This window comes from Rhizobium sp. NXC24 (assembly GCF_002944315.1).
Taxonomy (GTDB): domain Bacteria; phylum Pseudomonadota; class Alphaproteobacteria; order Rhizobiales; family Rhizobiaceae; genus Rhizobium.
Genome location: NZ_CP024314.1, coordinates 2,132,351 through 2,156,770 on the forward strand (window position 1 = coordinate 2,132,351; position 24,420 = coordinate 2,156,770).

The window sequence follows — 24,420 nt, forward strand, 5'->3', positions numbered from 1 at the left end:
CGATGAAGAAATTGACAGCGCGGCGGCGTTTTCCGCAGCCGTCCTGGCGCTGGGCAGCGCTTCCCTTCCTGCTTGCCGTGTGGTGCCTCGCCGCCAGCAGGGTTCCGTCTTACGTGCTGCCACAGCCCTGGGAGGTGGCAGCCGAGGGATTGCGCTGGATCCAGTCCGGCGAGCTCAGCCGCCAGTTTCTGGCCAGCTTGTTGCGTGAGTTCGGCGGCTTCGGCGCGGCTGTCCTGGCGGCTCTGCTCATAGGGGTATCCGCCGGACTTTGGCGGCCGTTCCGGGAGTTCGCTCAGCCTTTGCTCGGCCTGTTCATGGCGATCCCTCCGATTGCCTGGGCGCCGCTCTCCCTGATCTTCTTCGGCCTCGGCTATCTCTCGATCGCCGTTGTCATATTCATAGCGTCGGCTTTTCCGATGGCTTTGACGATCCAGGAGGGCGTGCTTTCCATTGGCGGTGGGGAGGTACGCGCAGCCCGCATTCTGGGTGCCAAACGGTTTCAACTGCTGGCCCACGTGTATTTTCCTGCCTCCCTCCCCTTCCTGATCGCCGCATTGCGCATCGGCTTTGCGCAGGCATGGCGCGCGCTCGTCGCCGCCGAGATGATCGGCGCCTCCCAAGGGATCGGCTGGATGGTCGCGATGGGCGGGCAGGTCGGCAATTCGGCGCAGGTGCTTCTCGGCATCGCGCTGATCGGACTCATAGCGTGGCTCATGGAGAGCCTCGTATTTCGACGGATAGAGCGCAGCTACGAAGGCTGGCGCGGACAATAACGGACTTCTCCCATGACAGAGACTTTGCAGCACAAGGCATCCGAGGCCACCGCCCATTCCCCGACGGGCCTTGCCGCCTATTTCGACACCCTCCCCTTCCTCGGCCGTCTCACCTGTCAAAGACAGACGCTGACCGCGGGCGAGTGGACCGAACTGGAACTCGTCTATGAAGTCGGCGCTGTCGGTCTTGCCGATGGGGCATGGCTGAAGCTCGCCTTCAAGTTCTATTCCGATTGGGCACTGTTTCAGACAACGGACCCGACTGGCGCCAACTACGTTTCCGCCGAATATCACGCCGGGCCACTGGCTCCTGGCCAGAGTCCGGCAACTGTGCAGGCGCTGAAGGTGCGTTTCGATCAGAAGGGACACGAGCGTCCTTTCCAGAAGGCCGTTATCGTCGATGTCGTCGATGGCTACATCAATCCCGGCGACAGGATCGTCATCCGCCTTGGAGATCGACGACAGGGCGGCGCCGGCACGCGGGTGCAGACGTTCGTGGAAAAGGCCTTCCGATTCCGGCTGTTCATAGATCCGCTGGGCAGCTCGAAATTTGCCGAAGTGCCGGGCGACTGCAAGCTCGAAATCCTGGCCGGCCAGCCCCACGCCCTTCAGGTCATTGCGCCGCGCCTTGTTGGCCTCGGCCAATCCTTCGATGCGATTGTGCGCGTCGACGACATATGGGGAAACACCTGCCGCGATCGCAATTTGCGGGGCACGCTCGTGATCACCGCTCCGGACGCGACCCAACGCACAGAGCCGATCGCGCTAGCCGCGGAGGACTGGACATTCGCGCGGATTTCCGGGCTTTCCTTCACCGAAGCCGGCGAGTGGAAACTGGAAGCATGGCTCGACGGCGAACCCTTTGTCGCAGCGGCCATCGCCTATGTCCAGAGTGAAGAAGGCGCATTGCGTCCTCTCTACGCGGATCTGCACGTTCATTCCGACGACACTGTCGGAACCAACGACGCGACTTACAATCTCACCTACGGACGAGATATCGCCGGGCTTGACGTAGTGGGCTACACCGTCAACGACTTCAACATCACCGAAGCGAATTGGAACAAGGCCGTGGAAATTATCCATGGCCTCAACGAGCCCGGCCGCTTCGTCTGTTATCCGGGAACAGAATGGTGCGGCAACTCTGCAGCCGGCGGCGACCGCAACGTCGTCTTCCTTCGTGATGGCAAGCCGCGCTTCCCCTTTGATGAAAAAGGACAGTCCCTCCGCTCTTTCGAATGGAATGAGACGACGGCCGGAACGATCCGACCCGGCGTGTGGCCAGTAGACCGGCTCCATGCCGCCTATGAGGACGATCCGGAGGGCCATTTGCTGATCCCGCATGTGGGCGGCCGGCGCTGTATTCTGGATTGGAACCATCCGGAGCTGGAAAGGCTCATCGAGATCGGTTCCGCCTGGGGGCAATTTCACTGGCTCTACACCGAGGCGCTCGCACGCGGATACAGGGTCGGCGCCTCGGCCGCGAGCGACGAGCACCAAGGCCGATGCGGCGGCGGCGCGCCGGCAACCGGAACTTTCGGTTCGCGCGGCGGGTTGACGGGCGTCATCGCAGACCGTTTCGACAGGGCCGGCGTCGGCAGCGCACTCAGGGCACGGCGCACCTTCGCCACGACAGGCGAGCGGAGTTTCGCTGTTCTGTCCCAGGGAAAGCATTTCATGGGCGAGGCGTTCAACGCGGAACCTGACGAGCCGCTCTCCTACCGTCTGCTCGGCCATGCCGGCTGGGAAGAGGTTCAACTCTATGATGGCGATCGCCTCGTGTGGAGCCGCGATCTGCATGCAGAGGCCGGCCTCAGCGAACGCAACGTCCGTATCCGTTTCGGTGGCGCTCGCATCAAGGATCGCTATCGGGCAGCCTATTGGAGCGGCGATGTCGCCGTGACTGGCGCGGCGCTCCTTGATCTGTATGGGGTCGGCTTTGACCATCCTGAACAGAGCGTGTGGCGCACCGGCCTCGGCAAGCTCGGCTTTAGAACGGCAACGCACGGCGATATCGACGGAATTGAGTTCACGCTTTCGGACCTAAGCGACGCTCACATTACCATCGACGCCAAACTCCACGGCTACAGCAAGATCGGCGACCCGCTTCAGCCACCACCACATGTGCATGCCCCCGAAGCAAGGCTGGAAGTCAGTGGGAAAAATCTGATTGCAAAGGGCTCGATCACACTCGATCTGCTGGGCGTCGAGCTGCGTCTGATCGTGGAAAGGGTTACAGACCAACCGCTACCAAGAGATCTCGCGGGCGAGATTTCGTTGCACAAACTTGAACTCGATCCGGGACGAGAACACCCGCTGTTCCTGACGGCGCGTCAGCGGGATCAATCTCGAATTTGGACGTCTCCGTTGTTCTTGAAGTCTCGGTAGTTGATGCTCCTAGTTGATGGTGCAGGTCATATTGGCATATTCGTCAGCGCCTCCGCCATGTGTTTGGCAGAGGCCGCCGTATTTGTTTCAGGCTTGCTTTGCCACGAGCCTTGAGGTCTCCCACACCGCTACGACGCGGGAGACCTCTTGGGATCGTCAACTCCACGCATGCAGCGGGGGCTTTTCGCCATTCAGGAAATACCTTCCGAGAATGGCGTATTTCCAGCGCACAGGGTCATGGAGCGTGTGGGTGCGCGCATTGCGCCAATGGCGATCGAGATTGTGCTCGGCAAGCGTTGAGCGGGTGCCTGCCAGTTCAAACAGCTTATTGGTCGCCGCAATTGCGATTTCGGTCGACAGGATCTTGGCCTCAGCCGTTACGATCTGCGCTTCGGCGACCGTCTCCGCATTGGGGTTCAGCACGGCGCGGTCGATTGCATAGCCGGCTTTTTCCAGAAGCGCTTGCGCGGCATGCAGGCGCAGCGTCAGGTCGCCGACGGCCTGGATTGTATAGGGATCCTCCCAGGCATGATCCTGGCCGCTATCCACCCATGCCCGGCTCTTGGTGCGCACGAAGGCGACCGTCTCGTCAATGGCGGCCTGTGCGATACCCGTGTCGACGGCAACCTGGATGATCTGGAATATGGCGCCATCGGCGGTCGGCACTTCATAGCCCTTGTATCCGGGCACGAGATGGGTCTTCGGCACCTTGACGTTGTCGAGAAGCACCGTACCGGAGAGCGTCGTTCGCTGCCCGAACGAGGACCAGTCATCGATGACAGTCAGCCCTGGCGCATCGCGCTCGGCAATCGCATACCAGGCCCGCCCCTCGTCATCGAGCGCGACAATCGGCACCAGATGCGCGAGCAGTGCGCCGGAGGAGTAGAACTTGCGCCCGTTGACGACGACGTGGTCGCCGGCATCGGTGAAGCGCGTCTCGAAATCGACTGCCCGTTTGGAACCGAATTCCGAAAAAGCGTTGCCGAAGCGGGTGCCCTTCAGCACCTCAGCAAACAGAAGTTTCTGTTGGGCGGGATCCGATACGGTCCGGATGGCAGCAACGACGCCCAGATGGTTCTGGGCGATCTGGCCGATCGAGGAATCCGCTGCCGATATGATCTCGATGACCTTTGCGAGCGTTGCGTACGAAACCTCCGGGCCGCCGAAGGCTTTTGGCACATTGATGGACCATAGGCCGCTTTGCGAAAAGGCATCCAGCTCGGCGACGGGCCAAATGCGTTCGCGGTCGCGCTTGGCCGAGTCCTTCACGAATTCGGTCGCAAGCCGCCGTGCAACGGCGATTGCCTCAGCATCGTCCTTGATGACATGGGCAGGCTCAGCCGGTCGAGGAACCGCCGGTACAGCCTTGACGGCATTTTCGGTGTTGACCTGTGAGAGCGTCATGATGGTTTCTCCTTGTTGAGGATGGCGGCCGATCAGGCCGGTGGGAGGTTTGTTGCGGCGGGTGTGGGTGCGGGTGTCGATTTCTGACCGAGATAAAATGCTTTGACGTCGTCGCGCCCGCGCAACTCGGCTGCATCTCCCGAAAGAACGGCGGTGCCGTTTTCGAGAACTGTCGCGCGGTCGGCATAACGCAGAGCGATCGCCGAATTCTGTTCGGCAACGAGCATGGAAAGGCCGCTTTCAACATTCAGCCGCCGCAGCATCCGGAAAATGTCCTGCACGACGATCGGCGCCAGCCCCATGGACGGCTCGTCGAGCACCAGCAGCTTTGGACGTGACATCAATGCACGGCCGATCGCCGTCATTTGCTGTTCACCGCCTGAAGCAAGGCCGGCCAATGCGCGGCGCTTCTCCTTCAGCCGGGGAAAAATTGCGTAGATTCTCTCTAGATCCGCGGCGATCTCAGCGCGCGAGCTGCTCCGTCCGAGACCGCCGGAAATGAGATTTTCCTCGATGGTCAAATTGCGGAAGCAATGCCGGCCCTCGAGGACCTGCGCGAGACCGGCGCGCACCAATTCGGCCGGCGTTGCCGTTGTAACGTCACGGCCATCGTATAAGACGCCTCCAGCGGTAATCTCGCCGCGCTCGGCCGGAAGCAGATTCGAAATCGCCTTGAGCGTCGTCGTCTTGCCGGCGCCATTGGCACCCAGCAGCGCCAGAATCTCGCCGCGGCGCAATGTGAAGCTGACACCGTGAAGCGCCGTGATTGCTCCATTGTAGGTCGCTTTGATCCCGTCCACGCTCAGCAGAACGTCTTTTCCAGCCATGGTCCACCCAATCTCAGTGTGGTTTCGTGTGCGAGCGGGGCATCGGCAGAAAGCGGCATTACCGTGCTGCCGATGCCCAGCCACCGGGCTCAGTTCGTCACGGCCTGTGCGTCTTCAGACGTGCGCAACTTGATGCCTCTTTCCTTGGCGTAGGCTTCCGAGGATTTCTCGATAATCGGCCTCAACAGGGCCCAGTCCGGCGCAATCCAATCGGAGACGACGTTCCACTTCTTGCCGTCCCACTGCTGAAAGGTCACGTAGCCGTTGCCTTCGTGATTGTCCCAGGTGACGTTGATGGAATGGAACAGGCCCTTGGCGCCGAGCGCCTCGACTCGAGCCGGATCAAGCTGCAGGTGCTCGAAGCCCCAGCGGACCTCGTCGCCCGTCAGAGTCCGATGTCCGAACTTTTCCTGGGCAATACGGATCGCCTCGACGTTCAGGATACCGTTGACGATACCGAGATTGTGGTAGACGGAGCCGATGCGCTTCTTGTCTTCCAGATTGCCCTTGCCATTGTCATAGAGCGTCTTCACGATCTCCTGGACGATCGGATATTCCGTGCCGGAGGCTTGGGTCGTGATGGCGGTATATCCCTTCGCGGCGTCGCCTGCCGGGATCACGTCCTCTTCCGAGTTAGACCAGACGTTGCCGATGATATGGTCGGCAGGAAAGCCGGTCTTGGCCGCGGTTTTCAGGGCGACCGGGTTCATGACACCCCAGCCGCGCAGCACGACGTAATCCGGCTTGGCGCGGCGGATCGTCAGCCATTGTGCCTGTTGCTCGTTGCCCGGATGCGGCACTTCGATCTGCTGCAGTTCGAAGCCATATTTCTGCGACAAGAGTTCATAGATCGGGATCGTTTCCTTGCCGTAGGGCGAGCCGTGATAGAGCACGACGATCTTCTTGCCCTTCAGCTTGTCGAGACCGCCGAGCTTCGAGGCGATGTAGTTCACGATGCCCGAGGTCTCGCTATAGGGATTGAGCAACAGCGGAAAGACATAGGGGAAAACGCGGCCATCAGTGGAATCCGTGCGACCATGGTTGATGGTGATCAACGGCACCTTGTCCTGCGTGATGCGGTCGATCATGGCATAGGCGATACCGACGGAAAGCGGGTTCCAGGCGGCAATATTCGGATTGCTCTTGAGACGCTCGTAGGCCTCGACGCCGCGTTCAACCTCGTATTGCGTTTCCGCTTCCGACCAGGTGAGCTTGACGCCGTTGACGCCGCCATCCCGCGTGTTGATGAGGTTCAGGTAATCGATGAAACCGCCGAAGAAACCCGTGCCGCCGGCCGCATAGGGCCCGACGCGATAGCTTTGCAGCGGGAAATATTGTTCATCGGCATGGGCGGCCGGTACCGCGGCCGAGACGGCCAGTCCAGCCGCAATGACAGCGGCCTTCAATTTCGCAAGCATGGTCATGTTTGGATACACTCCGGGTATTGTCCGGTGTGATGGCCGGAACTGGGTTGAATGAGCGATGGGTTTGATGTTTGCGGAGCTTGTGCCCAGCTTGGTCAGGCCGGCCTGTCGATGGCAGAGCCCAACCGCCTTCGGATCTTGCCCCAGAGCGAGGAAAGCCCGTCCGGTTCGAGGATCAGAAACAGAATGATCAAGGCGCCGAGCACGATGCGCTGGCTCATGTCGAGCACGCCGGAATCGAAGACATCGCCGAGCAGGAACGAGCCCAGTCGGGATAGCACGAGCGGGAAGGCGACGATCAGAGCGGCGCCGAGAAAGGCGCCCCGCGTCGAGGCAAGGCCGCCGATGATGATGATGAAAAGGATCTGGAACGATCGGTCGAGGTTAAAGCCGGCCGGCTCGACGGTCCTCAGATAGGCAAAGGCCCAAAGCGCTCCCGCAACGGCGATGATGAAAGAGGAGATAGCAAAGGCCAGCAACTTGGTTCCCAGCACGGGCACACCGATGATGCGCGCCGCTGTCTCATTATCCCGAACGGCGATGAAGTTGCGGCCGGTTTGAGAGGTCGTCAGCCGATGCGCCAGGAAGGTCAGCACCACCACGATCGTAAGTGAAAAGAGATAGCGACCTACCGGGCCTGTAAATTCCACGCCCGCAAGCGTCAGAGGCGGCGCATCGATGACCCCGGAGGCAGAGTCGTTGGAAAACCAGCTAAATTTGGTGAGAGCCCACTGCACGAAGAACTGCGCAGCCAGCGTCGACACAGCAAGATAAAAGCCCTTCAATCTGAGGCTAGGCAAGCCGAAGACGATACCGATCACCGCCGCCAGAAGGCCGGCCAGCAGGATGCTGATGATCAAAGGCAGGCCATCGACGCGCAGATTGAAATTGTAAGCAGCAAAGGCACCGACGGCCATGAAGGCGGCGCTTCCGAGCGAGACCTGGCCTGCATAGCCGGTAAGCAGATTCAGCCCGAGGCCGGCAAGGCTGAGCGCCAGGAACGGCAAAAGGATCGCCTCGAACAAATAGGTCGAACCGACAAAGGGAACCACGAGGTACGCGCTGGCAAGGATGGCAATCGGTGTCAGCCAGCGGCTGAAGAGCCATGTGGGATGAAGATCGACGGTGACGACAGCCATATCAAACCCTTTCCACGAGCTTTTGCCCAAACAGGCCGGAGGGGCGGATGAGCAGGAAGGCGAGTGCTGCGACATAGGCAATCCAGCCTTCGATGCCGCCGCCGAAATATTCGCCGATATAAACTTCCGCGAGCTTCTCGGTCGCGCCGATCAGCAGACCGCCGACGATCGCACCCAAAATGGAATCAAAGCCGCCGAGAACGAGGACGGGCAGCGCTTTCAGCACCACCAGCGACAGAGAGAACTGCACGCCGAGCCGCGCGCCCCATAGCAGGCCAGCCACCAGTGCTACGACACCGGCAGCCGCCCAGACCGTTGCCCAAATCCAGGGCAGTTTCAGCCCGACAGCAAGCGCGGCGAACTGATCGTCCGCTACAGCCCGGAATGCCAGCCCAATTCGGGTGTAGCGGAAGAAGGCGGACAGCGCCGCCACCATCGCGGCAGCGACCGCCGCCGCAAAAAGATCGAACTGGCTGATGAACACGCCGCCGATGTCGAAGGGAACATCCTCGATCCCGAGCTCCAGACCGTGGACCTGCGTGCCCCAGATGAGTTGAGCCGCCCCCTCGATGATATAGGAGAGCCCGAGCGTCGCCATGAAAAGCGTAATCGGCGGCTTGTTGGTCAATGGTCGCAGCACGGTACGCTCGATGGCAATGCCGATCAGCACCATGACAGCGAATGTAATGACGAGCGCCAAGGCAAAGGGAACGCCACGCTCAAGAAGGCTGACAAAGGTCAGCGCGGCAAACAGCAACATTGCCCCTTGAGCGAAATTGAGCACGCCCGACGTCTTGTAGATCAGCACGAAACCGATGGCGACGAGCGAATACATAACGCCCGAGAGCAAGCCGCCAACCAGCACTTCGATCAGAAACGGCCAGTCGAAATCTGCCATCAGATGCCCTCCCCATCCTCGTTTTCCGCAACGACGCCGAGATAGGCGTCGATGACGCGCTTGTCGGCACGAATTTCGCCCGGACTGCCGTCGGCGATCTTGCGGCCGTAATCGAGGACCGCGATCCGGTCGGAAAGCTGCATGACCACGCCGATATCGTGTTCGATGAGGATCACCGTCGTGTCATACCGATCTCGGGCAGACCGGATGAAGTCGGCCATGTCGTTCTTTTCGCTCGCCGTCATCCCCGCCATAGGCTCGTCTAGAAGCAGGATCTTCGGTTCCGCCACCAGGGCGCGGGCGAGCTCGACGCGTTTTTGCAGTCCGTAGGGCAGCGTGCCTACGAGACGATGACTGACCTGGCCCAGATGCAGGAACTCGAGAATACGGGCCGCCCGCTCGCGTGCATCCGCCTCTTCGCGGCGCGCGCGGCCAAGCCCGAGGATCTGTTCGGCAAAGGTCGAGCGCACGGTATAGGCTCGACCGGCGATGACGTTATCAGTGACACTCAAGCCCTTGAACAAGGCGAGGTTCTGGAACGTGCGGGCAATGCCAAGCGATGCCAGCAGTTCCGTCGGCACATGGCGATAGGTGTTGGAGCCGATACGAACATGGCCCTCGTTCGAGCGATAGACACCGCTGATGATGTTGATCAGCGAACTCTTGCCTGCGCCATTTGGACCGATAATCGCCCGGATCTCCCCCGGCTCAACAGAAAGGTCTACATCGACCAAGGCAGCGACCCCACCAAATGACAGGCTGATGCCATGCAAAGAGAGAGCATGGGTCTCTTCGTCATGCTGCGGGATGCCGCCGGTCTTGCCCGGTGGCAACGCGCGAGCAATCTGGTCGCCGGAGCCCCGCAGCGTACCAGGATCCAGCACGTCAAGGGAATAGGTCGCGGCAGGCATTCAGTGTCCTCCATTCGGCTCGGGCGCGGCTTGAACATGGCACGCCAATCCCGTTGGCGTGGACCAATCGGCCCACGCACCCATCATGTTTCACTTACGAGGTATTTTGCTGCAGCGAGCCTATTCGGCCGCCACTGGCTGGGTACTAGCAGCCTCTTCGAGCTCACGAACCAGCGGGATCACATGCTTGCCGAAATACTCGACCTCCTCCTGGAAATGCAGGAAGCCCAGCAGGATCAGATCCGCACCCGCCTGCTTCAGCGCCACAACCCGCTCGGCAACCTGCCGTGGCGTGCCGATGAGGTTCGAGCGGAAGCCATCATTATATTGAACGAGGTCTTCGAAAGAGGATTTCGCCCAGTTTCCTTCGCCTTCCGGCGACGCCTTGCCGGCGTTCTTAACTTCATGCCCGAAAGCATTGACCGCCTCGGGATTGGCCTTCTCGATGATCTCGGCAAGCACTGCCTTGGCTTCTTCCTCCGTTTCGCGCACGATTGCGAAGGCGTTCACCCCGATCCGCAGGGAATGGCCATTCTCCTTGGCCTTCGATTGGATGTCGTCAACCTGCTTGCGGATCTCGGCCGGCGTATTGCCGTTGGTGAAATACCAGTCAGACACCCGGGCCGCCATGTCGCGAGCGGCACGGGAGGAGCCGCCCTGGAAAATCTCCGGCTGCGGGTCGATCGGCTTCGGCTTCAGCGAATAATTGTTGAAGCGATAGAAATCGCCGCGGAAGGTGAAATTGTCCTCGGTCCAGATGCCGCGAAGTGCACGGATGAACTCCTCCGAGCGACGATAGCGCTCGTCATGATCGAGCCAATGCTCGCCAATGGCGGCGAATTCGCCGCGGAACCAGCCGCTCACGATATTGACCGCGACGCGCCCGTTGGTCAGGTGATTGATGGTCGCAATCTGCTTGGCGGCAAGGGCCGGATTCCAAGGACCGGGCAGGATCGCCGCGATCACCTTCAATGTCGTGGTCGATTCAAGCAGGGCGTGACTAAACGAGACGGACTCATGCTGAAACTCCGCTCCATAACCTGCCGTGAAACGGATCTGGCTCAAGGCATATTCGAAACCGCTCGCTTCGGCGATCTGCGCAAGCTTCCTGTTGTATTCGATCGTCCAACTCGTACGCTGTTCGATATTCGAAATCACCAGGCCTCCCGAAACATTCGGCACCCAATAGGCAAATTTGACCGGATCGTTCGCGGCATTGGAAAAAGTCATGTAAAGCTCCCTCTTGAATTTCGTTCTATGGGCTAGGCTGCCAATCCGCTGTGTTTTCCCGGGGCGGCGATCGCTCCGATGTCGAGCGCTGGCGTGATTGTCGCGACCTCTTCGACGGCTCGATCGATGCGCTCGAGGACGGCGGGATTCGTGAGTTCGTGATCGGCGAAGTCGGCCTCAAGCGCATAGATTGCGGTCGGGACGGTCAGCGCATTGAAGAAACCGAAGAGCGGCCGCAATTGGTGCTCAAGCATCAGGCCATGCAACAGTGTCCCGCCGGTTGCGGCGAGAATGACCCGTTTGCCCGCGAGTGCTCGATAATCGACGAGATCAAAGAGATGCTTCAGCGCGCCGCTGTAGGACGCGCGATAGACGGGCGATCCAACAATTATGATATCGGCGCCTTCCACCGCGGCGATGATCGCCTTGCCTTCGGTATCGAGTTGATCCGCTCTAAGCGCCCGAAAGAGCACGGGGGCCGCGTCGACAAGCTCGATGGACTGCACATCGCCACCAACGCGCTGCCGCAGCCGATTGGCGGCGACGTTCACCAAGGACGCCGTCCTGGATGGTCTTTTGACATTGCCACTCAGCGCGAGGATGTTCATGATGATGATCTGTCCGGTTAATTAGATAATTTACCCTATATATTTAGTAGATTTTTGATAGGCGAAGATGTTCTAATCTTCGAAGCAAAGTGGATTGAATTCCTATTTTCAGTGGCGGCTTATCGGAAGAATTTTCTCAAACCCAAAGCATCAGGGATAGCGGATGTGCTGAAGAATTGAGGCCAGAGCGCGACCAGGGAACTGAATGACATATGGAATTGGAAGCGCAATCGTCTTAAGAGGTCCGGCAACCTCTCAAGCGCCTGCTCGCGATCTGAACGCCACGGCCCTCAGATGTCGAATGCTTCTTTCAGATTGAAGCCCTTGCGTTCACGCATGTCGAGATCGGTCTCGATATGGGCGATGTGCTGCAGCATAAGGCGGCAGGCCCTGTCCGAATCCTTCTGCTCAAGGGCATCGACGATTTCGCCGTGTTCATGATGGCCGCAGCTCGAGGCTGTCGACTGGCCGTAGAGCGCGATCACCAGCGAGGAGCGAGCGACGAGTTCCTCCATGAAGCGCTGCATGATGGCGTTGCCTGATATCACCGCGATTGCCAGATGAAAATCGCCTGAGGCCTTGATCTCCGCGCGGCGGGCGGCCGATCCGTGCTCTTCGACCAGCCTGCCTTCCAGCAATAGAAGCTGCCGCAGATGCTGGATGTCCGCCGGCGATATCCTGGCTGCCGCCTCAAGCAGGATGCCTGGCTCGACGAGCCGGCGTGCGGCGAAGATCTGCCGTGCCTCCTCCGGGGACGGATAGGCGACAAAAGCGCCGCGATTTTTCTCGACACTGACAAGCCCTTCATAGGAAAGCGCCTGCAAGGCGGCACGCGCCAGCGTGCGGCTGACATTGAAGAGATTGCCGACATCTGCCTCGGAAAGCTTCGCGCCAGGAGCAAGGCGTCTTTCAACGATCGCGTCGCGAATGGCGTCGCGGATCTGCTGCGTGCTTGTTTCGGCTGAATCGTCGGCGGCTTGGAGGGCGCCCGCAGTTGGCTTCATGAAATACGACCTGATTTTCCCTGAACATACCCAGGTTCGTCGCAAAAATCCAATAGATTTGAGTGCAGTTACGACGCCAAATTGTATACAATCATGTGATTATTTTGTGTACGAAAGCCTATTTGATGTGCACTCGTCGAATTACCGATGATATCCATTCAATCTAAGAATTCCAAAAACTTCGATTGTTATCAATAGTTTGCTGCAATGCACCGAAATTGGCATGGCTCGTGCATTGTCTCTTTTAAACAGAGGAAGGCATGATGTCGAAAGCGGCAGAGATCGATATAGTATCCGTTTCGAAGATCTATGGCAGCACGACAGCCGTGCATGCCATCAGTCTGAAGATTCCTGCCGGTTCTTATTGCTGTTTTCTCGGTCCATCGGGCTGCGGCAAGACGTCGACCCTTCGCATGATCGCCGGGCACGAAAGCATTTCGTCGGGCGATATCCGCCTCGGAAACACCGTCGTCACCGACTTCCCGCCAGCCAAGCGCGGCACGGCCATGATGTTCCAGTCCTATGCGCTCTTTCCGCATCTCGATCTCATCGACAATGTCGCCTTCAGCCTGAAGATGAAGGGCGTGGACAAGGACGAGCGTCGGGCCAAGGCGCTTGAGATGCTGAAGCTGATGCAGATGGAGGCCTATGCCACACGGCGTCCGGCGCAGCTTTCCGGCGGGCAGCAGCAACGCGTGGCCCTCGCCCGCGCGCTGATTACCGATCCGGAAGCCCTGCTGCTCGATGAGCCGCTCTCGGCGCTCGATCCGTTCCTGAAGATCCGCATGCGCGCCGAGTTAAAGAAGCTGCAGAAGACGCTCGGGATTACCTTCGTGCATGTGACGCACAGCCAGGAGGAGGCCATGGCGCTCGCCGATATCATCGTCATCATGAACGATGGCCGGATCGAGCAGGCGGCCACGCCCCGTCAAGTCTTCGAGCGTCCTGCGACAGCCTTCGTCGCCCGCTTCATGGGAGACCATAACGTGCTTTCCGGCCGGGTGGCATCCAGCGAAAACGGCGTGCTGACGATGACAGTGCCCGAGGGGCAGAGTTTTTCTGTGTCAGGAACCGGTAGGGACGTGGGCGAGGCCATCGATATCGGCATCCGCACAGACCGCGTGCGCCTGCAAGTGGCTTCCGAAAAAACCCTCGGCTTCAACGGCATCGTCTCCAACATCGAATATCGCGGCGCGTCGGTGAAAATCACCGTCAACGGCGCGGGCAGCGACGACTTCACGGTCATCGCGAGCGACGGCGATTACTTCGCCAAACCCGTATCGGTCGGCGATGCGGTGTCTCTGAGCTGGGCTCCGGAGGACGTCGTCCTCCTTGGCCGGGTTTCCGCATGAATTCCAAGCATCACAACAGGGGAACTGACATGACGACTGAAACGAAGACCACTAAGGCGGCCAAAGGAATTTCCCGCCGCTCGCTTTTGAAGACCGGCGCTGCCGCCGCCGGCGCGATCGCCGGCTCCGGCCTCATCACCGGCTTTCCGACCATCTGGGCGCAATCGAACATCACGCTTCGCCAGTTCGGCACCGGCGTTTCGAACATCAATGCCATTGCCGAAAAGTGCAAGGCCGATCTCGGCATCACACTGGAAATGACGGCAACCGACTCCGACGCCGCCGCCCAGCGCGCCGTCACCCAACCTGACAGCTATGACATTGCCGACATCGAATACTGGATCGCCAAGAAGGTCTTCCCAACCGGCGTTCTGCAGCCGATGGACGTCAAGAAGCTCAAATATTACGACAAGATCGTGCCGCTGTTCATCAACGGCAAGCTGAAGTCGGACAGCGTCATCGCCCAGGGCACGGCGCCACACACGGTCGGCTTCGTCGAAGCGCAAGGCTCCAAGAAATTCGCCAAGGAGCCGACGCAGTGGATGACGATGGTTCCGACCATCTACAACGCCGACACGCTCGGCATCCGTCCGGACCTGACCGGTCGTCCGATCACAAGCTGGGCCGACATTCTCGATCCCGCTTTCAAGGGCAAGACCGCGATCCTCAATATCCCGTCGATCGGTATCATGGATGCCGCGATGATCATGGAAGCCGCCGGCAAGATCAAATATGCCGACAAGGGCAACATGACGAAGGCGGAGATCGACAAGACGATCGACTTCCTGATCAAGACCAAGGGTGACGGCCAGTTCCGCGCCTTCTGGAAGTCATTCGACGAAAGCGTCAACCTGATGGCGTCGGGCGAAGTCGTCATCCAGTCGATGTGGTCGCCGGCCGTTGCTGCTGTGCGCTCCAAGGGGATCGCCTGCACCTTCCAGCCGCTCAAGGAAGGCTATCGCGCCTGGGGCGGCGGCCTTGGCCTCGCCTCGCATCTGAAAGGCGCGCAGCTCGACGCCGCTTACGAATACATCAACTGGTACACCTCCGGCTGGGTCGGCGGCTACCTCAATCGCCAGGGCTACTACTCGGCCTGCATGGAAACGGCCAAGCAATTCATGTCGGCCGACGAATGGGGCTACTGGATCGAAGGCAAGCCGGCGCAGGGCGATATCCTGTCTCCGGAAGGCAAGGTCATGGAGAAGGCCGGCGCCGTTCGCGACGGCGGCTCGTTCGAAGCCCGCATGGGCGCGGTCGCCTGCTGGAACTCGGTGATGGACGAAGACCGCTACATGGTCCGCCGCTGGAACGAGTTTATCGCCGCCTAAGCACCACCCCCAAATCAAATCCTCTCCCCGCAAGCGGGGGGAGGAAGCCGCTAACGGAGAGACCGGGACATGGCGACGATCGCCTCCTCAGAAACAGATCAGGCACCACGGAAAGCAGGTGGCCATTTCGGCGTGCCGCTATGGCTCGTCTCCTATCTGCAGGCAGCGCCGCTCTTTCTGATCCTGGGTTTCTTCTTCCTGCTGCCGATCGCGATGATCGGTGTCGTCAGCTTCTGGGACTATGATTTCGCCGGTCTTTATCCCGCCTTCCTGACCACGAATTACACCGATACGCTCGGTTCTTGGGTCACCTGGAAGACCTATCTCAATACGCTGAAATTCACCGCCATCGTCTGGGTATTGACGCTGGTGATCGGCTTCTGGGTTGCCTATTTCCTCGCCTTCCACATCCGCCGCACATCGACGCAGATGGTGCTTTTCCTCGTCTGCACAGTGCCTTTCATGACATCGAACATCATTCGCATGATCTCCTGGATCCCGGTGCTCGGACGCAATGGCCTCGTTAATTCGACCCTGATCCAGATGGGCCTCATACCGAAGCCGATCGAATGGCTGCTCTATTCCGATTTCGCCGTCGTGCTCGCCATGGTGCATCTCTATACGCTGTTCATGGTGACGCCGATCTTCAACACGCTGATGCGCATCGACCGCTCGCTGTTCGAAGCGGCGCGCGATGCCGGCGCCAGCGGCTGGCAAATCCTCTGGAACGTGGTGATCCCCCTTGCCAAGCCCGGCATGGCGATCGGCACGATCTTCGTCGTAACGTTGGTCATGGCCGATTTTTCGACCGTGCAGGTCATGTCCGGCGGCCAGAGCGCCTCTATCGCGCTGATGATGAAAAACCAGATGTCGCTTCTGCAATACCCAGCCGCGGCAGCGAATGCCGTCGTACTGCTGGTCCTCGTCCTGCTGATGGTCTCCGCCATCCTGCGCGTCGTCGATATCCGCAAGGAGCTTTGAGATGAACCGCGAAAAGCGCAGCCTGGAATTCTATGTCCTGGCGATCTTTTTCCTTGTCTTCGTGCTGTTTCTCTATGGCCCCCTCTCGGCGATCCTTATCCTTTCCTTCCAGGGACCGGATGGCGGCCTGACCTTTCCGCTGAACGGTGTCTCTCTGCATTGGTTTGCGAATCTGTTCGAGAAGCAGGCGGTCGGCGATTTCGGCGCCTCGTTCCGCCGATCCCTCATGCTCGGGCTGATGGTGATGATCGTCACCGTCGTCGTGTCGCTGCTGGCAGGCCTGGCCTTCCGCCGCCGCTTTCGTGGATCATCATTGCTGTTCTACGCGACGGTCGCCAGCCTGGTGGTTCCGTCGATCATCATCTCGCTCGGCATCGGCGTCGTTTTCCAGCAGGGCGGTCTTGCTCCGGCCTGGTATTCCTCGGGCTTCGGCGCGCATCTGACCTGGACGCTGCCCTTCGGCGTGCTGATCATGTTCGCCGTCTTCAACCGCTTTTCACCGGCTTACGAGGAGGCTGCGCGCGATCTCGGGGCGACCTCATGGCAGACCTTCCGCCATGTCGTGCTGCCGATGATCACCCCGAGCCTGATCGGCGTCGGCCTATTCGGCTTTACGCTGTCCTATGACGAGTTCGCGCGCAGCCTGATGACATCCGGCACCTACAACACGCTGCCGCTCGAAATCTACGGCATGACCACCAACGTCACCACGCCCGTGCTTTATGCGTTGGGAACTGTGACCACCCTCTTTTCCTTCACCATCATTCTCGTGGCGCTCGGCATCATGGCCATGCTCGGCCGCCGGCAGGCCAAGAAAAGCTGAGATCATGCGTTTATTGCTCATCAATCCGAATACCAGCGCGTCGATGACCGAAAAGGCTGCGATTGCCGCCCGCGCCGTCGCTGCGTCTGGAACGGACATCATTGCCGCCACGTCACGGATGGGACCAGCTTCTATCGAGGGATATTATGACGGCGCGCTCGCCGTTCCCGGCCTGTTGAGCGAACTCAAGGAACGACTGACGATAGGCTATGATGCGGCAATCATCGCCTGTTTCGATGATACCGGCCTCGAGGCCGCCCGGTCGTTTTGCGATGTCCCCGTTCTGGGGCTTTGCGAGTCCGCCGTCGCGACCGCTGGCTTTCTCGCCCAGCGCTTCACGGTCGTGACAACGCTGGAGCGTTCACGTGTCCTGATCGACAATCTCGTTCAACGCTACGGCATGGGCGGTCGGGCGAAGGTGCGTGCTTCCGATATCGCCGTGCTGGAACTCGAACATGCCGCATCCGGGGCGATCGGCAAGTTGCGAGCGGAAATCGAACGAGCGCTGGAAGAAGACGGGGCGGAGGCGATCGTGCTCGGCTGCGCCGGCATGACTGATCTTGCGCACGAGTTGCAGGCGATCTACGGCGTCCCGGTGATCGACGGCGTCGCGGCGGCGGTGAAACAGGCGGAAGCACTGGTGTCGCTCGGCCTCTCCACCAGCAAACGCGGCTCCTATGCCTCGCCGCTGCCGAAGCCCTTTAGCGGCGCGATGAGCGATTTCGCGCCAAGGAAACTAGCTGTCTGAAGGCCGGCACGAAGATCATGCCCTGCTCGCTCAATCAGTAAAGTAGAGCGGCAGTTTCTCACCAACAAAGCGCAATGCGTTATTTTCCGATGCAGCTCTTTGGCGGAGCCATACTCTCGCGCGGGATCAGCCTGCTGCGGATGACAACACGCCTGTCCCGCTCCTTCTTTTCCTGTCCGATGGCATCAAGCAGGCGCGCCACGGCAACCTGTCCCATCTCCTCGAATGGCTGTTCGATCGTCGAGAGCGGCGGAAAGCAAAACTCGCATACCGGTGCGCCATCGAAAGAAACCACCGACAGATCCTCGGGAATTCGCAACCCCGTGTGCTGTATGCGACTGATGAAAGAAATCGCCATGTCATCGCTTGTCGCAATCACCGCTGTCGGCTTGTCCGTCAGCCGCGCGAAGTCGGCCGCCGCCTGAATGCCGATCTTGAAGCCTTCCTGGTAGTCGAGGTTACCGCCGGATCGCGACACCGCCTCCTCAGAAAGCTCGGCATCGCGCAAGGCTTCGATCACGCCGCCATAACGTTCAACGTCGTGATAATTGCCCTCCGGACCGGCGATATAGAGAAACCGTTTATGGCCCAGTCTGATCAGCTCGGTTGTCACGTCCCGTACCGCCTCACGATCATTCGTCACGACACTCGGCACCCCGGCGTCGCTCATGTCGAGCAACATGGAGACGATCGGCAAGCCCGCATTGGCTAAGGAGCGTCCATCGACCTCAGGCAGTTTCGACGACAGGATGATGGCGCCGCGAATGGTGCCGCCGAAGGCCAGGTTGAGAATATGCCTTTCCGATTCCGCATCGCGGCCCAGATTGGCGATCATCAGATTGTAGCCATTCTGCAGCAAGGCCTTGTTGATGCTTTGCAGAACTTGGGGAATGACTTGGGAAACACCGTAATAGAGTGATCCGGGAAGGATGATCATGATGGTGCTGGATTTGCCGACCCTGAGGCCGCGGGCCATAGCATTCGGCGTGTAGCCCAGTTGCTTGGCGGCCGCATCGATCTTGACGCGAGTCTTCTCGTTGACGCGCCCGGGATTGGCAAGTGCGCGGCTGACCGTGGAAATTGCCACTCCAGCCAGCCGCGCGACATCCGCCATTAAAGGCCCTGATTGCTCCTCCACCGGCATATCTTTGTTTTTTTTCAATTTTTTCTTCCTTCCCGATGCCTGCTGCGCCGGATGCTACGGTAATCGCAGCCATATAGCAAACGATTGCCAAAAACCGCTTGCATAAAAAAACGACTTGTCTACTATCTGGGCATGGCAAACGATTGCCAATGACAGCGCATTGAAATCATTATGGATTATTCGTTGTGGACCTCAACTCCACAACCGATCCCCCATGCCCGGAGAACAGATAGCGTCATGACCTCAACCGAACGGCTTCGCTTTGGCGTCGATCTCGTCACCTTTTTCCACCCCGGTTTCTGGGGCGTGAAGGATTACGACAGCATCATTGCACTCTCCCGAAGCGAACCCCGCGTTTTTTGGGACAAGATCCTTGATGCCGTGCAGGCTTCCGGCGTTAGCGGCGTGGAGTTGACCTTTTCGCCGTTCAACTGGCAGGACGCGACGAAGACCTACGGCTCGGTGGAGGCTTTCGCCGCCGAGCTTTCCAGGCGCGGACTGACACTGGCGAGCGGCTTTTTCGCAGAGCTGGAAGCGGCGGGCGATTTTACGGAGGCGAACGCACAGGCTGCCATCATCGAAAAGGCGGAGAAATACGCTGAATTCCTCAAAGCCTGCGGCAGCGATATCATGGTCATCGGCGCGCCGCTGCGTCAGACGCTCGGCGCCCAGCCGGTGCGGTTCTTCGATTTCGAGCAGGCGCGCAAGATTGCCGATTTCCTCAATCGCCTTGGCGCAGTTCTTTATGCGAAGGGCGTGCGGCTGGCCCTTCACACCGAGGCGCACTCGATCTTCGCTGCTTCCCGCGATGTCGATCTGCTGATGCTGCTGACAGACCCGGCTTACGTGCATATGTGCCCGGACACAGCCCATATCATCGTCGCCGGCTCGGACCCGCTGCAGGTCGTCGAGCGTCATCACGAGCGCATGATCATCGCCCACTGGAAGGATGCACTCGGACCTATGCCGGCCGATACCCCGATCGACGAGCACATCCATGATCGCCATCACCCCTATTTCTGCGGCTTCGGACTCGGCCGCGTCGATTGGCCGGGCTGGATCAGGCTGTTGCGAGACCGCGGCTATGAGGGCTGGGCCATTCTCGAGCTCGATGCCGCACCGGATCCGGTCGCCGACATCGCAAATGGGCTCAAGCTCGTGCGGCAGGCGCTTTTGCCGACCTATCGCTGATTTTCATGACCCGAAAACCAAAAGCCCCGCCAAGAGGGCTTTCTTGAAGAGGTGGAACGATGAAAAATACAATGAAGCTCCTACTGGTGGGAGCCGCCGTGCTCTCGGCAGCCATTTCCTCGGCCCGTGCCGAAGACAAGCCGAAAGCCGAGGTGATGACCTCCTGGACCTCCGGCGGAGAAGCGGCAGCTCTGGACGTCATTAAACAGGAGTTTGAAAAACGCGGCGGGATCTGGAAGGATTCGTCCATTGCCGGTTTCGGCGCGGCCGATGCAGCGTTTCAGAACCGCTTGGTCGCTGGCGATCCGCCGGCCGCCAAGCAGACCGTGCTCGGTCTCGCCAATGCGGACTTCGTCAGTCAGGGCCTTCTGAGCCCCATCGATGGCATCGCGAAAGCCGGAAAATGGGCGGATGTCCTGCCGAAATCGATCGCCGACCTCATTTCATACAACGGCCAGGTCTATCTTGCGCCCACCGGCGCCCATGGCGAAAGCTGGGTATTTTATTCCAAGGAGACCTTCGCCAAGGCCGGCGTGAGCGAAGAGCCCAAGAGCTGGGACGAATTCTTCGCGGCTCTCGACAAGCTCAAGGCCGCCGGCGTACAGCCGGTCGCCTGGGGCGGCCAATCCTGGCAGGAATCCAAGGTCTTCAACATGATCCTGCTGACACAGGTCGGCATCGACGGCTTCCTGAAGATCTATGTCGGCAAGGACAAGGGCGAGGCATCGACGGAAGGCGTGAAAAAGACGCTCGATATTCTCGGCAAGCTGCGTGCCTATGTCGATGAAGGTGCCGCAGGGCGCAACTGGAATGACGCAACTGCCATGGTCATCACCGGAAAGGCCGGCGTGCAGTTCATGGGCGATTGGGCCAAGGGCGAATTCGTTGCCGCCGGCAAAGCGCTCGGCAAGGACTATGGCTGCATGCTCGCCCCGCAATCGCCGGGGATGGTCTATGTCGCCGATTCCTTCTCATTCCCGAAGATCGCCGATGCGGCTTCACAGAAGGGTCAGACACTGCTCGCGGAGGTCGCCATGGATCCTGCCATCCAGGTCGAATTCTCGCTCAAGAAGGGTTCCGTGCCGATGCGCACCGACGTCGATAAGTCGAAGCTCGATATATGCGCGCAGAAAGGACTGGAATTGATGAGCGCGGGCAAGATCGTGCCGGACCAGGCTCTGATCCTCTCCCCGCAGCAAGCCGGCGCACTCAACGACTTTGTAGACGAGTTCTGGACCAACCCTTCGGAAGATAGCGCCTCCGGCGCCGAGAAATTCTTCGCGATCTTCGAATAGGGCCTCGTCAGGCGCCGACCGGCAGGGACGCCGGTCGGCTCTGCCTATTCCTTTTGCGAGAATTTGTTGAGAGAGTTTGCCGATGCAAGCCAAGCGCAGACGTTCCCTTGCTGCGACCTGTGCGCTCCTGCCGACATGGCTCGCCGCGATTTTCGTCTATATCGGCACCATGGTCTGGTCGGTGCGGCTGTCCTTCACGGATTCGACGATCTTCCCGTCGTCCAACTATGTCGGCTTTGCCCAATATACCAGGCTGTTTAAGAATTCGCGCTGGCTCGCCTCATTGGAAAATGTGCTGATCTTCGGCGCGCTCTATGTCGCAGGCTGCCTCGCCCTCGGCTTCGTGCTGGCAGCCGCCCTTGACCGCAAGGTCCGCTTCGAAAGCATGTTCCGCACCATATTCCTCTATCCCTATGCCATGTCCTTCGTGGTCACGGGCCTCATCTGGCAGTGGATGCTGAACCCGACCCTCGGCATTCAGGCCACCGTCCGGGCGTTTGGCTGGCAAGGCTTCGTCTTCGACTGGATCGTCAATCGCGACATGGCGATCTATACCGTCGTCTTCGCTGGCGTCTGGCAGGGGGCTGGCCTTGTCATGGTCATCGCGCTCTCCGGCATGCGCGGCATCGGCGAAGAGCAATGGAAAGCCGCCCAGATCGACGGAATACCGATCTGGCGCATCTATCTCTCCATTATCCTGCCGCAACTTGGGCCGGCGCTTGCGGCATCGGGCATGCTGCTCTCCATGGGCGTGATCAAGACCTATGATCTGATCGTGGCGCAGACCGGCGGCGGACCCGGCTATTCGACGGAAGTGCCTGCAAAATTCATTATGGACAATCTGTTCGAACGCCAGAACCTCGGACTGGCGAGCGCGGGAGCCACGGTCCTGGTGCTCTCCGTCATCATCGCCGTTGCACCGTTTCGCTATGCGCTTGCCATGCGCGCCAGAAGAAGGGGAGCGCGTTGATGGCAGCCCTTCACGCCCGCGGCCCAAAACCTTCGCGACTGACAGCCGGCCAGATCGGGCTCTATGCCTTCCTGATCCTTTCGGCGCTGTTTTTCCTGTTGCCGCTCTACACGATGCTCGTCACCTCCTTGAAAACGATGGAGGAAATCCGTCAGGGCCGTATCTTCGCCTGGCCCAGCCCGGTCACTTTCGATGCATGGAAGACAGCGTGGTCTGGAGCCTGCATGGGCACGCAATGCCTTGGCGTGCGCATCGGGTTCTGGAATTCGGTGAAGATCACCGTACCGGCCGTGGCGATTTCCGTCTTCATCGGTGCGATCAACGGTTATGCCCTGTCCTTCTGGCGACCGAGGGGATCGGGCCTGCTCTTCGGACTTCTGATGGCCGGCGGCCTCATCCCCTATCAGATCTTCCTTTATCCGCTGGTGCGCCTGCTCGCCAATCTGAGCCTTTATAACTCGGTGGCAGGTGTCGTCCTGGTTCATGTCATTTTCGGCCTGCCGCTGGTGACGCTGCTGTTCCGCAATTATTTCGTCGCCATCCCCGAAGAGCTCTGCAAGGCCGCACGCGTCGACGGCGCCGGCTTCTGGCGGATCTTCGTCGAGATCATGCTGCCCATGTCGGTACCGATGGTCGTCGTCGCCTCCATCTTCCAGTTCACCGGGATCTGGAACGACTTCCTGATCGGCCTGGTCTTTGCCGGGAGGGACAACCTGCCGATGACCGTGCAGCTCAACAACATCGTCAACACCACAATGGGCGAGCGCGCCTACAACGTGAACATGGCGGCCACTATCCTGACAGCCGTCGTTCCACTCGCCATCTATTTCTTCTCCGGCCGCTGGTTCCTGCGTGGTGTCGCCGCCGGCGCCGTCAAGGGATAACGCCATGCAGCCTGCCGTATCCGTAAAAGACCTCAAGATTGCCTATGGCGACCATACCGTCATCGAGAAGCTGTCGATCGATATTGCGCCACGCGAATTTCTCGTCCTGCTGGGGCCGTCCGGCTGCGGAAAGTCGACCCTGCTCAACTCCATCGCGGGTCTTCAGGACATCAGCGATGGCGAGATCTGGATATCGGACAAGAACGTCACCTGGGCCGAACCGAAGGACCGCGGCATCGGCATGGTGTTCCAATCCTATGCCCTCTACCCGCGCATGTCGGTGCGCAAGAACCTGTCCTTCGGCTTGCGCGTGGCGGGCCTTCCCAAGGCCGAGATCGAGGCGCGCATTGCCCGAACCGCTTCGCTTCTCCATCTCGACACACTGCTCGATCGCCGCCCTTCGGAACTGTCTGGCGGCCAGCGCCAGCGCGTCGCAATCGGCCGCGCCCTGGTGCGCGAGGTCAACGTCTTCCTATTCGACGAGCCGCTTTCCAATCTCGATGCCAAGCTACGCAACGAATTGCGCGTCGAGATCAAAAAGCTGCATCAGAGCCTGGGCAACACGATGATCTATGTGACGCATGACCAGGTCGAAGCGCTGACCCTGGCCGACCGCATCGCCATCATGAAGGACGGTGTAATCCAGCAGCTTGCCAGCCCATCCGAGATCTACCATCGCCCCGCAAACCTTTTCGTTGCCGGTTTCATCGGCGCACCGGCGATGAACTTCATCAAGGGCGAGATCGCCATCAAGGCAGAGACCCCGGTCTTTGAAAGCAACGGCCTGACCATCGACCTGACCGATTATCCATTTCTGGCACCCGTCACGCCAGGTCCTGCTACGCTCGGCATCCGGCCGGAACACATCGCGCCGGATGGCGCTGCAAGCGGTTGGCCCACCATTCCCGGCATCGTCTCGGTCGTCGAGCCAATGGGAGCTGACACCGTGCTGTGGTTCGACTGGGCGGGACAAAGCCTCTCCTACCGCATCATGGGGGATGCCGCACTCCAGCCGGGCACGACGATCAACCCAGGGCTCGATGTCGCCAAAGCCTCCCTCTTCGACGCCGATGGCGCCCGCCTCTAAAGCCACTTTCATGT

At 59.9% G+C, this 24,420-nt stretch carries 22 protein-coding genes; 12 read left to right on the plus strand and 10 right to left on the minus strand.

The genetic code is table 11. The annotated features are described in order from the left end of the window. Nucleotides 1-2: 2 nt before the first annotated feature. On the plus strand, nt 3-773 hold the full coding sequence (locus tag NXC24_RS33800) for an ABC transporter permease (protein WP_104827601.1): 771 nt from the start codon (nt 3-5) through the stop codon (nt 771-773). A gap of 12 nt (nt 774-785) precedes the next feature. Further along, complete coding sequence (locus NXC24_RS33805; protein ID WP_104827602.1) at nt 786-3,158, plus strand: hypothetical protein; 2,373 nt, start codon at nt 786-788, stop codon at nt 3,156-3,158. Nucleotides 3,159-3,314: 156 nt separating this feature from the next. Here the strand turns inward: NXC24_RS33805 and NXC24_RS33810 are convergent, their stop codons facing one another. The 9 genes from NXC24_RS33810 to NXC24_RS33850 form a co-directional block, all read right to left on the minus strand. Beyond that, nucleotides 3,315-4,562 carry an SfnB family sulfur acquisition oxidoreductase gene (locus NXC24_RS33810; protein WP_104827603.1) on the minus strand — a complete coding sequence of 416 codons (1,248 nt, stop codon included), beginning with the start codon at nt 4,560-4,562 and terminating at the stop codon, nt 3,315-3,317. A gap of 32 nt (nt 4,563-4,594) precedes the next feature. Beyond that, the gene (locus NXC24_RS33815) at nt 4,595-5,389 is read right to left on the minus strand and encodes an ABC transporter ATP-binding protein (RefSeq protein ID WP_104827604.1); all 795 of its coding nucleotides are present in this window, start codon (nt 5,387-5,389) and stop codon (nt 4,595-4,597) included. A gap of 89 nt (nt 5,390-5,478) precedes the next feature. Continuing rightward, nucleotides 5,479-6,813, minus strand: a complete 1,335-nt coding sequence (locus NXC24_RS33820; RefSeq protein WP_104827605.1) for an ABC transporter substrate-binding protein — start codon at nt 6,811-6,813, stop codon at nt 5,479-5,481. Between the two features lie 95 nt (nt 6,814-6,908). After that, nucleotides 6,909-7,952, minus strand: a complete 1,044-nt coding sequence (locus tag NXC24_RS33825; protein WP_104827606.1) for a branched-chain amino acid ABC transporter permease — start codon at nt 7,950-7,952, stop codon at nt 6,909-6,911. A 1-nt stretch (nt 7,953) separates the two neighbouring features. Then, nucleotides 7,954-8,850: a branched-chain amino acid ABC transporter permease gene (locus NXC24_RS33830; protein WP_104827607.1), complete on the minus strand. Its 897-nt coding sequence runs from the start codon at nt 8,848-8,850 to the stop codon at nt 7,954-7,956. Beyond that, nucleotides 8,850-9,761 carry an ABC transporter ATP-binding protein gene (locus NXC24_RS33835; RefSeq protein WP_104827608.1) on the minus strand — a complete coding sequence of 304 codons (912 nt, stop codon included), beginning with the start codon at nt 9,759-9,761 and terminating at the stop codon, nt 8,850-8,852. The genes NXC24_RS33830 and NXC24_RS33835 overlap by 1 nt, the downstream gene beginning before the upstream one ends. A 120-nt stretch (nt 9,762-9,881) precedes the next feature. Continuing rightward, nucleotides 9,882-10,991, minus strand: coding sequence for a dimethylsulfone monooxygenase SfnG (gene sfnG, locus NXC24_RS33840; RefSeq protein ID WP_104827609.1), 1,110 nt, complete (start codon nt 10,989-10,991; stop codon nt 9,882-9,884). Between the two features lie 32 nt (nt 10,992-11,023). Next, entirely contained in the window at nt 11,024-11,599 is a 576-nt protein-coding gene (gene msuE / locus NXC24_RS33845) for an FMN reductase (RefSeq protein ID WP_104827610.1), read from the minus strand. 290 nt (nt 11,600-11,889) lie between these two features. Next, nucleotides 11,890-12,603: a GntR family transcriptional regulator gene (locus NXC24_RS33850; protein WP_104827611.1), complete on the minus strand. Its 714-nt coding sequence runs from the start codon at nt 12,601-12,603 to the stop codon at nt 11,890-11,892. Between the two features lie 263 nt (nt 12,604-12,866). Here NXC24_RS33850 and NXC24_RS33855 point away from each other — a divergent pair, with 263 nt between their 5' ends. The 5 genes from NXC24_RS33855 to NXC24_RS33875 all read left to right on the plus strand — a co-directional run bounded on the left by NXC24_RS33855 (nt 12,867) and on the right by NXC24_RS33875 (nt 17,835). Then, entirely contained in the window at nt 12,867-13,955 is a 1,089-nt protein-coding gene (locus NXC24_RS33855) for an ABC transporter ATP-binding protein (RefSeq protein ID WP_104827612.1), read from the plus strand. Nucleotides 13,956-13,984: 29 nt separating this feature from the next. Next, nucleotides 13,985-15,283 (plus strand): PotD/PotF family extracellular solute-binding protein, encoded by a 1,299-nt coding sequence (locus tag NXC24_RS33860; protein ID WP_104827613.1) that lies wholly within the window; start codon nt 13,985-13,987, stop codon nt 15,281-15,283. A 69-nt stretch (nt 15,284-15,352) separates the two neighbouring features. Next, nucleotides 15,353-16,264 (plus strand): ABC transporter permease, encoded by a 912-nt coding sequence (locus NXC24_RS33865; protein WP_104827614.1) that lies wholly within the window; start codon nt 15,353-15,355, stop codon nt 16,262-16,264. Between the two features lies 1 nt (nt 16,265). After that, nucleotides 16,266-17,087 (plus strand): ABC transporter permease, encoded by an 822-nt coding sequence (locus NXC24_RS33870; RefSeq protein ID WP_104827615.1) that lies wholly within the window; start codon nt 16,266-16,268, stop codon nt 17,085-17,087. Between the two features lie 4 nt (nt 17,088-17,091). After that, entirely contained in the window at nt 17,092-17,835 is a 744-nt protein-coding gene (locus tag NXC24_RS33875) for an aspartate/glutamate racemase family protein (protein WP_104827616.1), read from the plus strand. A gap of 79 nt (nt 17,836-17,914) precedes the next feature. Here the strand turns inward: NXC24_RS33875 and NXC24_RS33880 are convergent, their stop codons facing one another. Then, entirely contained in the window at nt 17,915-18,997 is a 1,083-nt protein-coding gene (locus NXC24_RS33880) for a LacI family DNA-binding transcriptional regulator (protein WP_104827617.1), read from the minus strand. A 219-nt stretch (nt 18,998-19,216) separates the two neighbouring features. Between NXC24_RS33880 and NXC24_RS33885 the strand changes: the two genes are divergently transcribed. The 5 genes from NXC24_RS33885 (at nt 19,217) to NXC24_RS33905 (ending at nt 24,406) form a co-directional block, all read left to right on the plus strand. Then, nucleotides 19,217-20,170: a sugar phosphate isomerase/epimerase gene (locus tag NXC24_RS33885; protein WP_104827618.1), complete on the plus strand. Its 954-nt coding sequence runs from the start codon at nt 19,217-19,219 to the stop codon at nt 20,168-20,170. 59 nt (nt 20,171-20,229) lie between these two features. Next, nucleotides 20,230-21,465: an ABC transporter substrate-binding protein gene (locus NXC24_RS33890; protein ID WP_104827619.1), complete on the plus strand. Its 1,236-nt coding sequence runs from the start codon at nt 20,230-20,232 to the stop codon at nt 21,463-21,465. An 82-nt stretch (nt 21,466-21,547) separates the two neighbouring features. Beyond that, on the plus strand, nt 21,548-22,435 hold the full coding sequence (locus tag NXC24_RS33895) for a sugar ABC transporter permease (protein ID WP_104827620.1): 888 nt from the start codon (nt 21,548-21,550) through the stop codon (nt 22,433-22,435). Continuing rightward, nucleotides 22,435-23,319, plus strand: coding sequence for a carbohydrate ABC transporter permease (locus tag NXC24_RS33900; RefSeq protein WP_104827621.1), 885 nt, complete (start codon nt 22,435-22,437; stop codon nt 23,317-23,319). Before NXC24_RS33895 ends, NXC24_RS33900 begins: the two co-directional genes overlap by 1 nt. Before the next feature lie 4 nt (nt 23,320-23,323). Continuing rightward, nucleotides 23,324-24,406: an ATP-binding cassette domain-containing protein gene (locus NXC24_RS33905; RefSeq protein ID WP_104827622.1), complete on the plus strand. Its 1,083-nt coding sequence runs from the start codon at nt 23,324-23,326 to the stop codon at nt 24,404-24,406. The last annotated feature ends 14 nt before the right edge of the window (nt 24,407-24,420 follow it).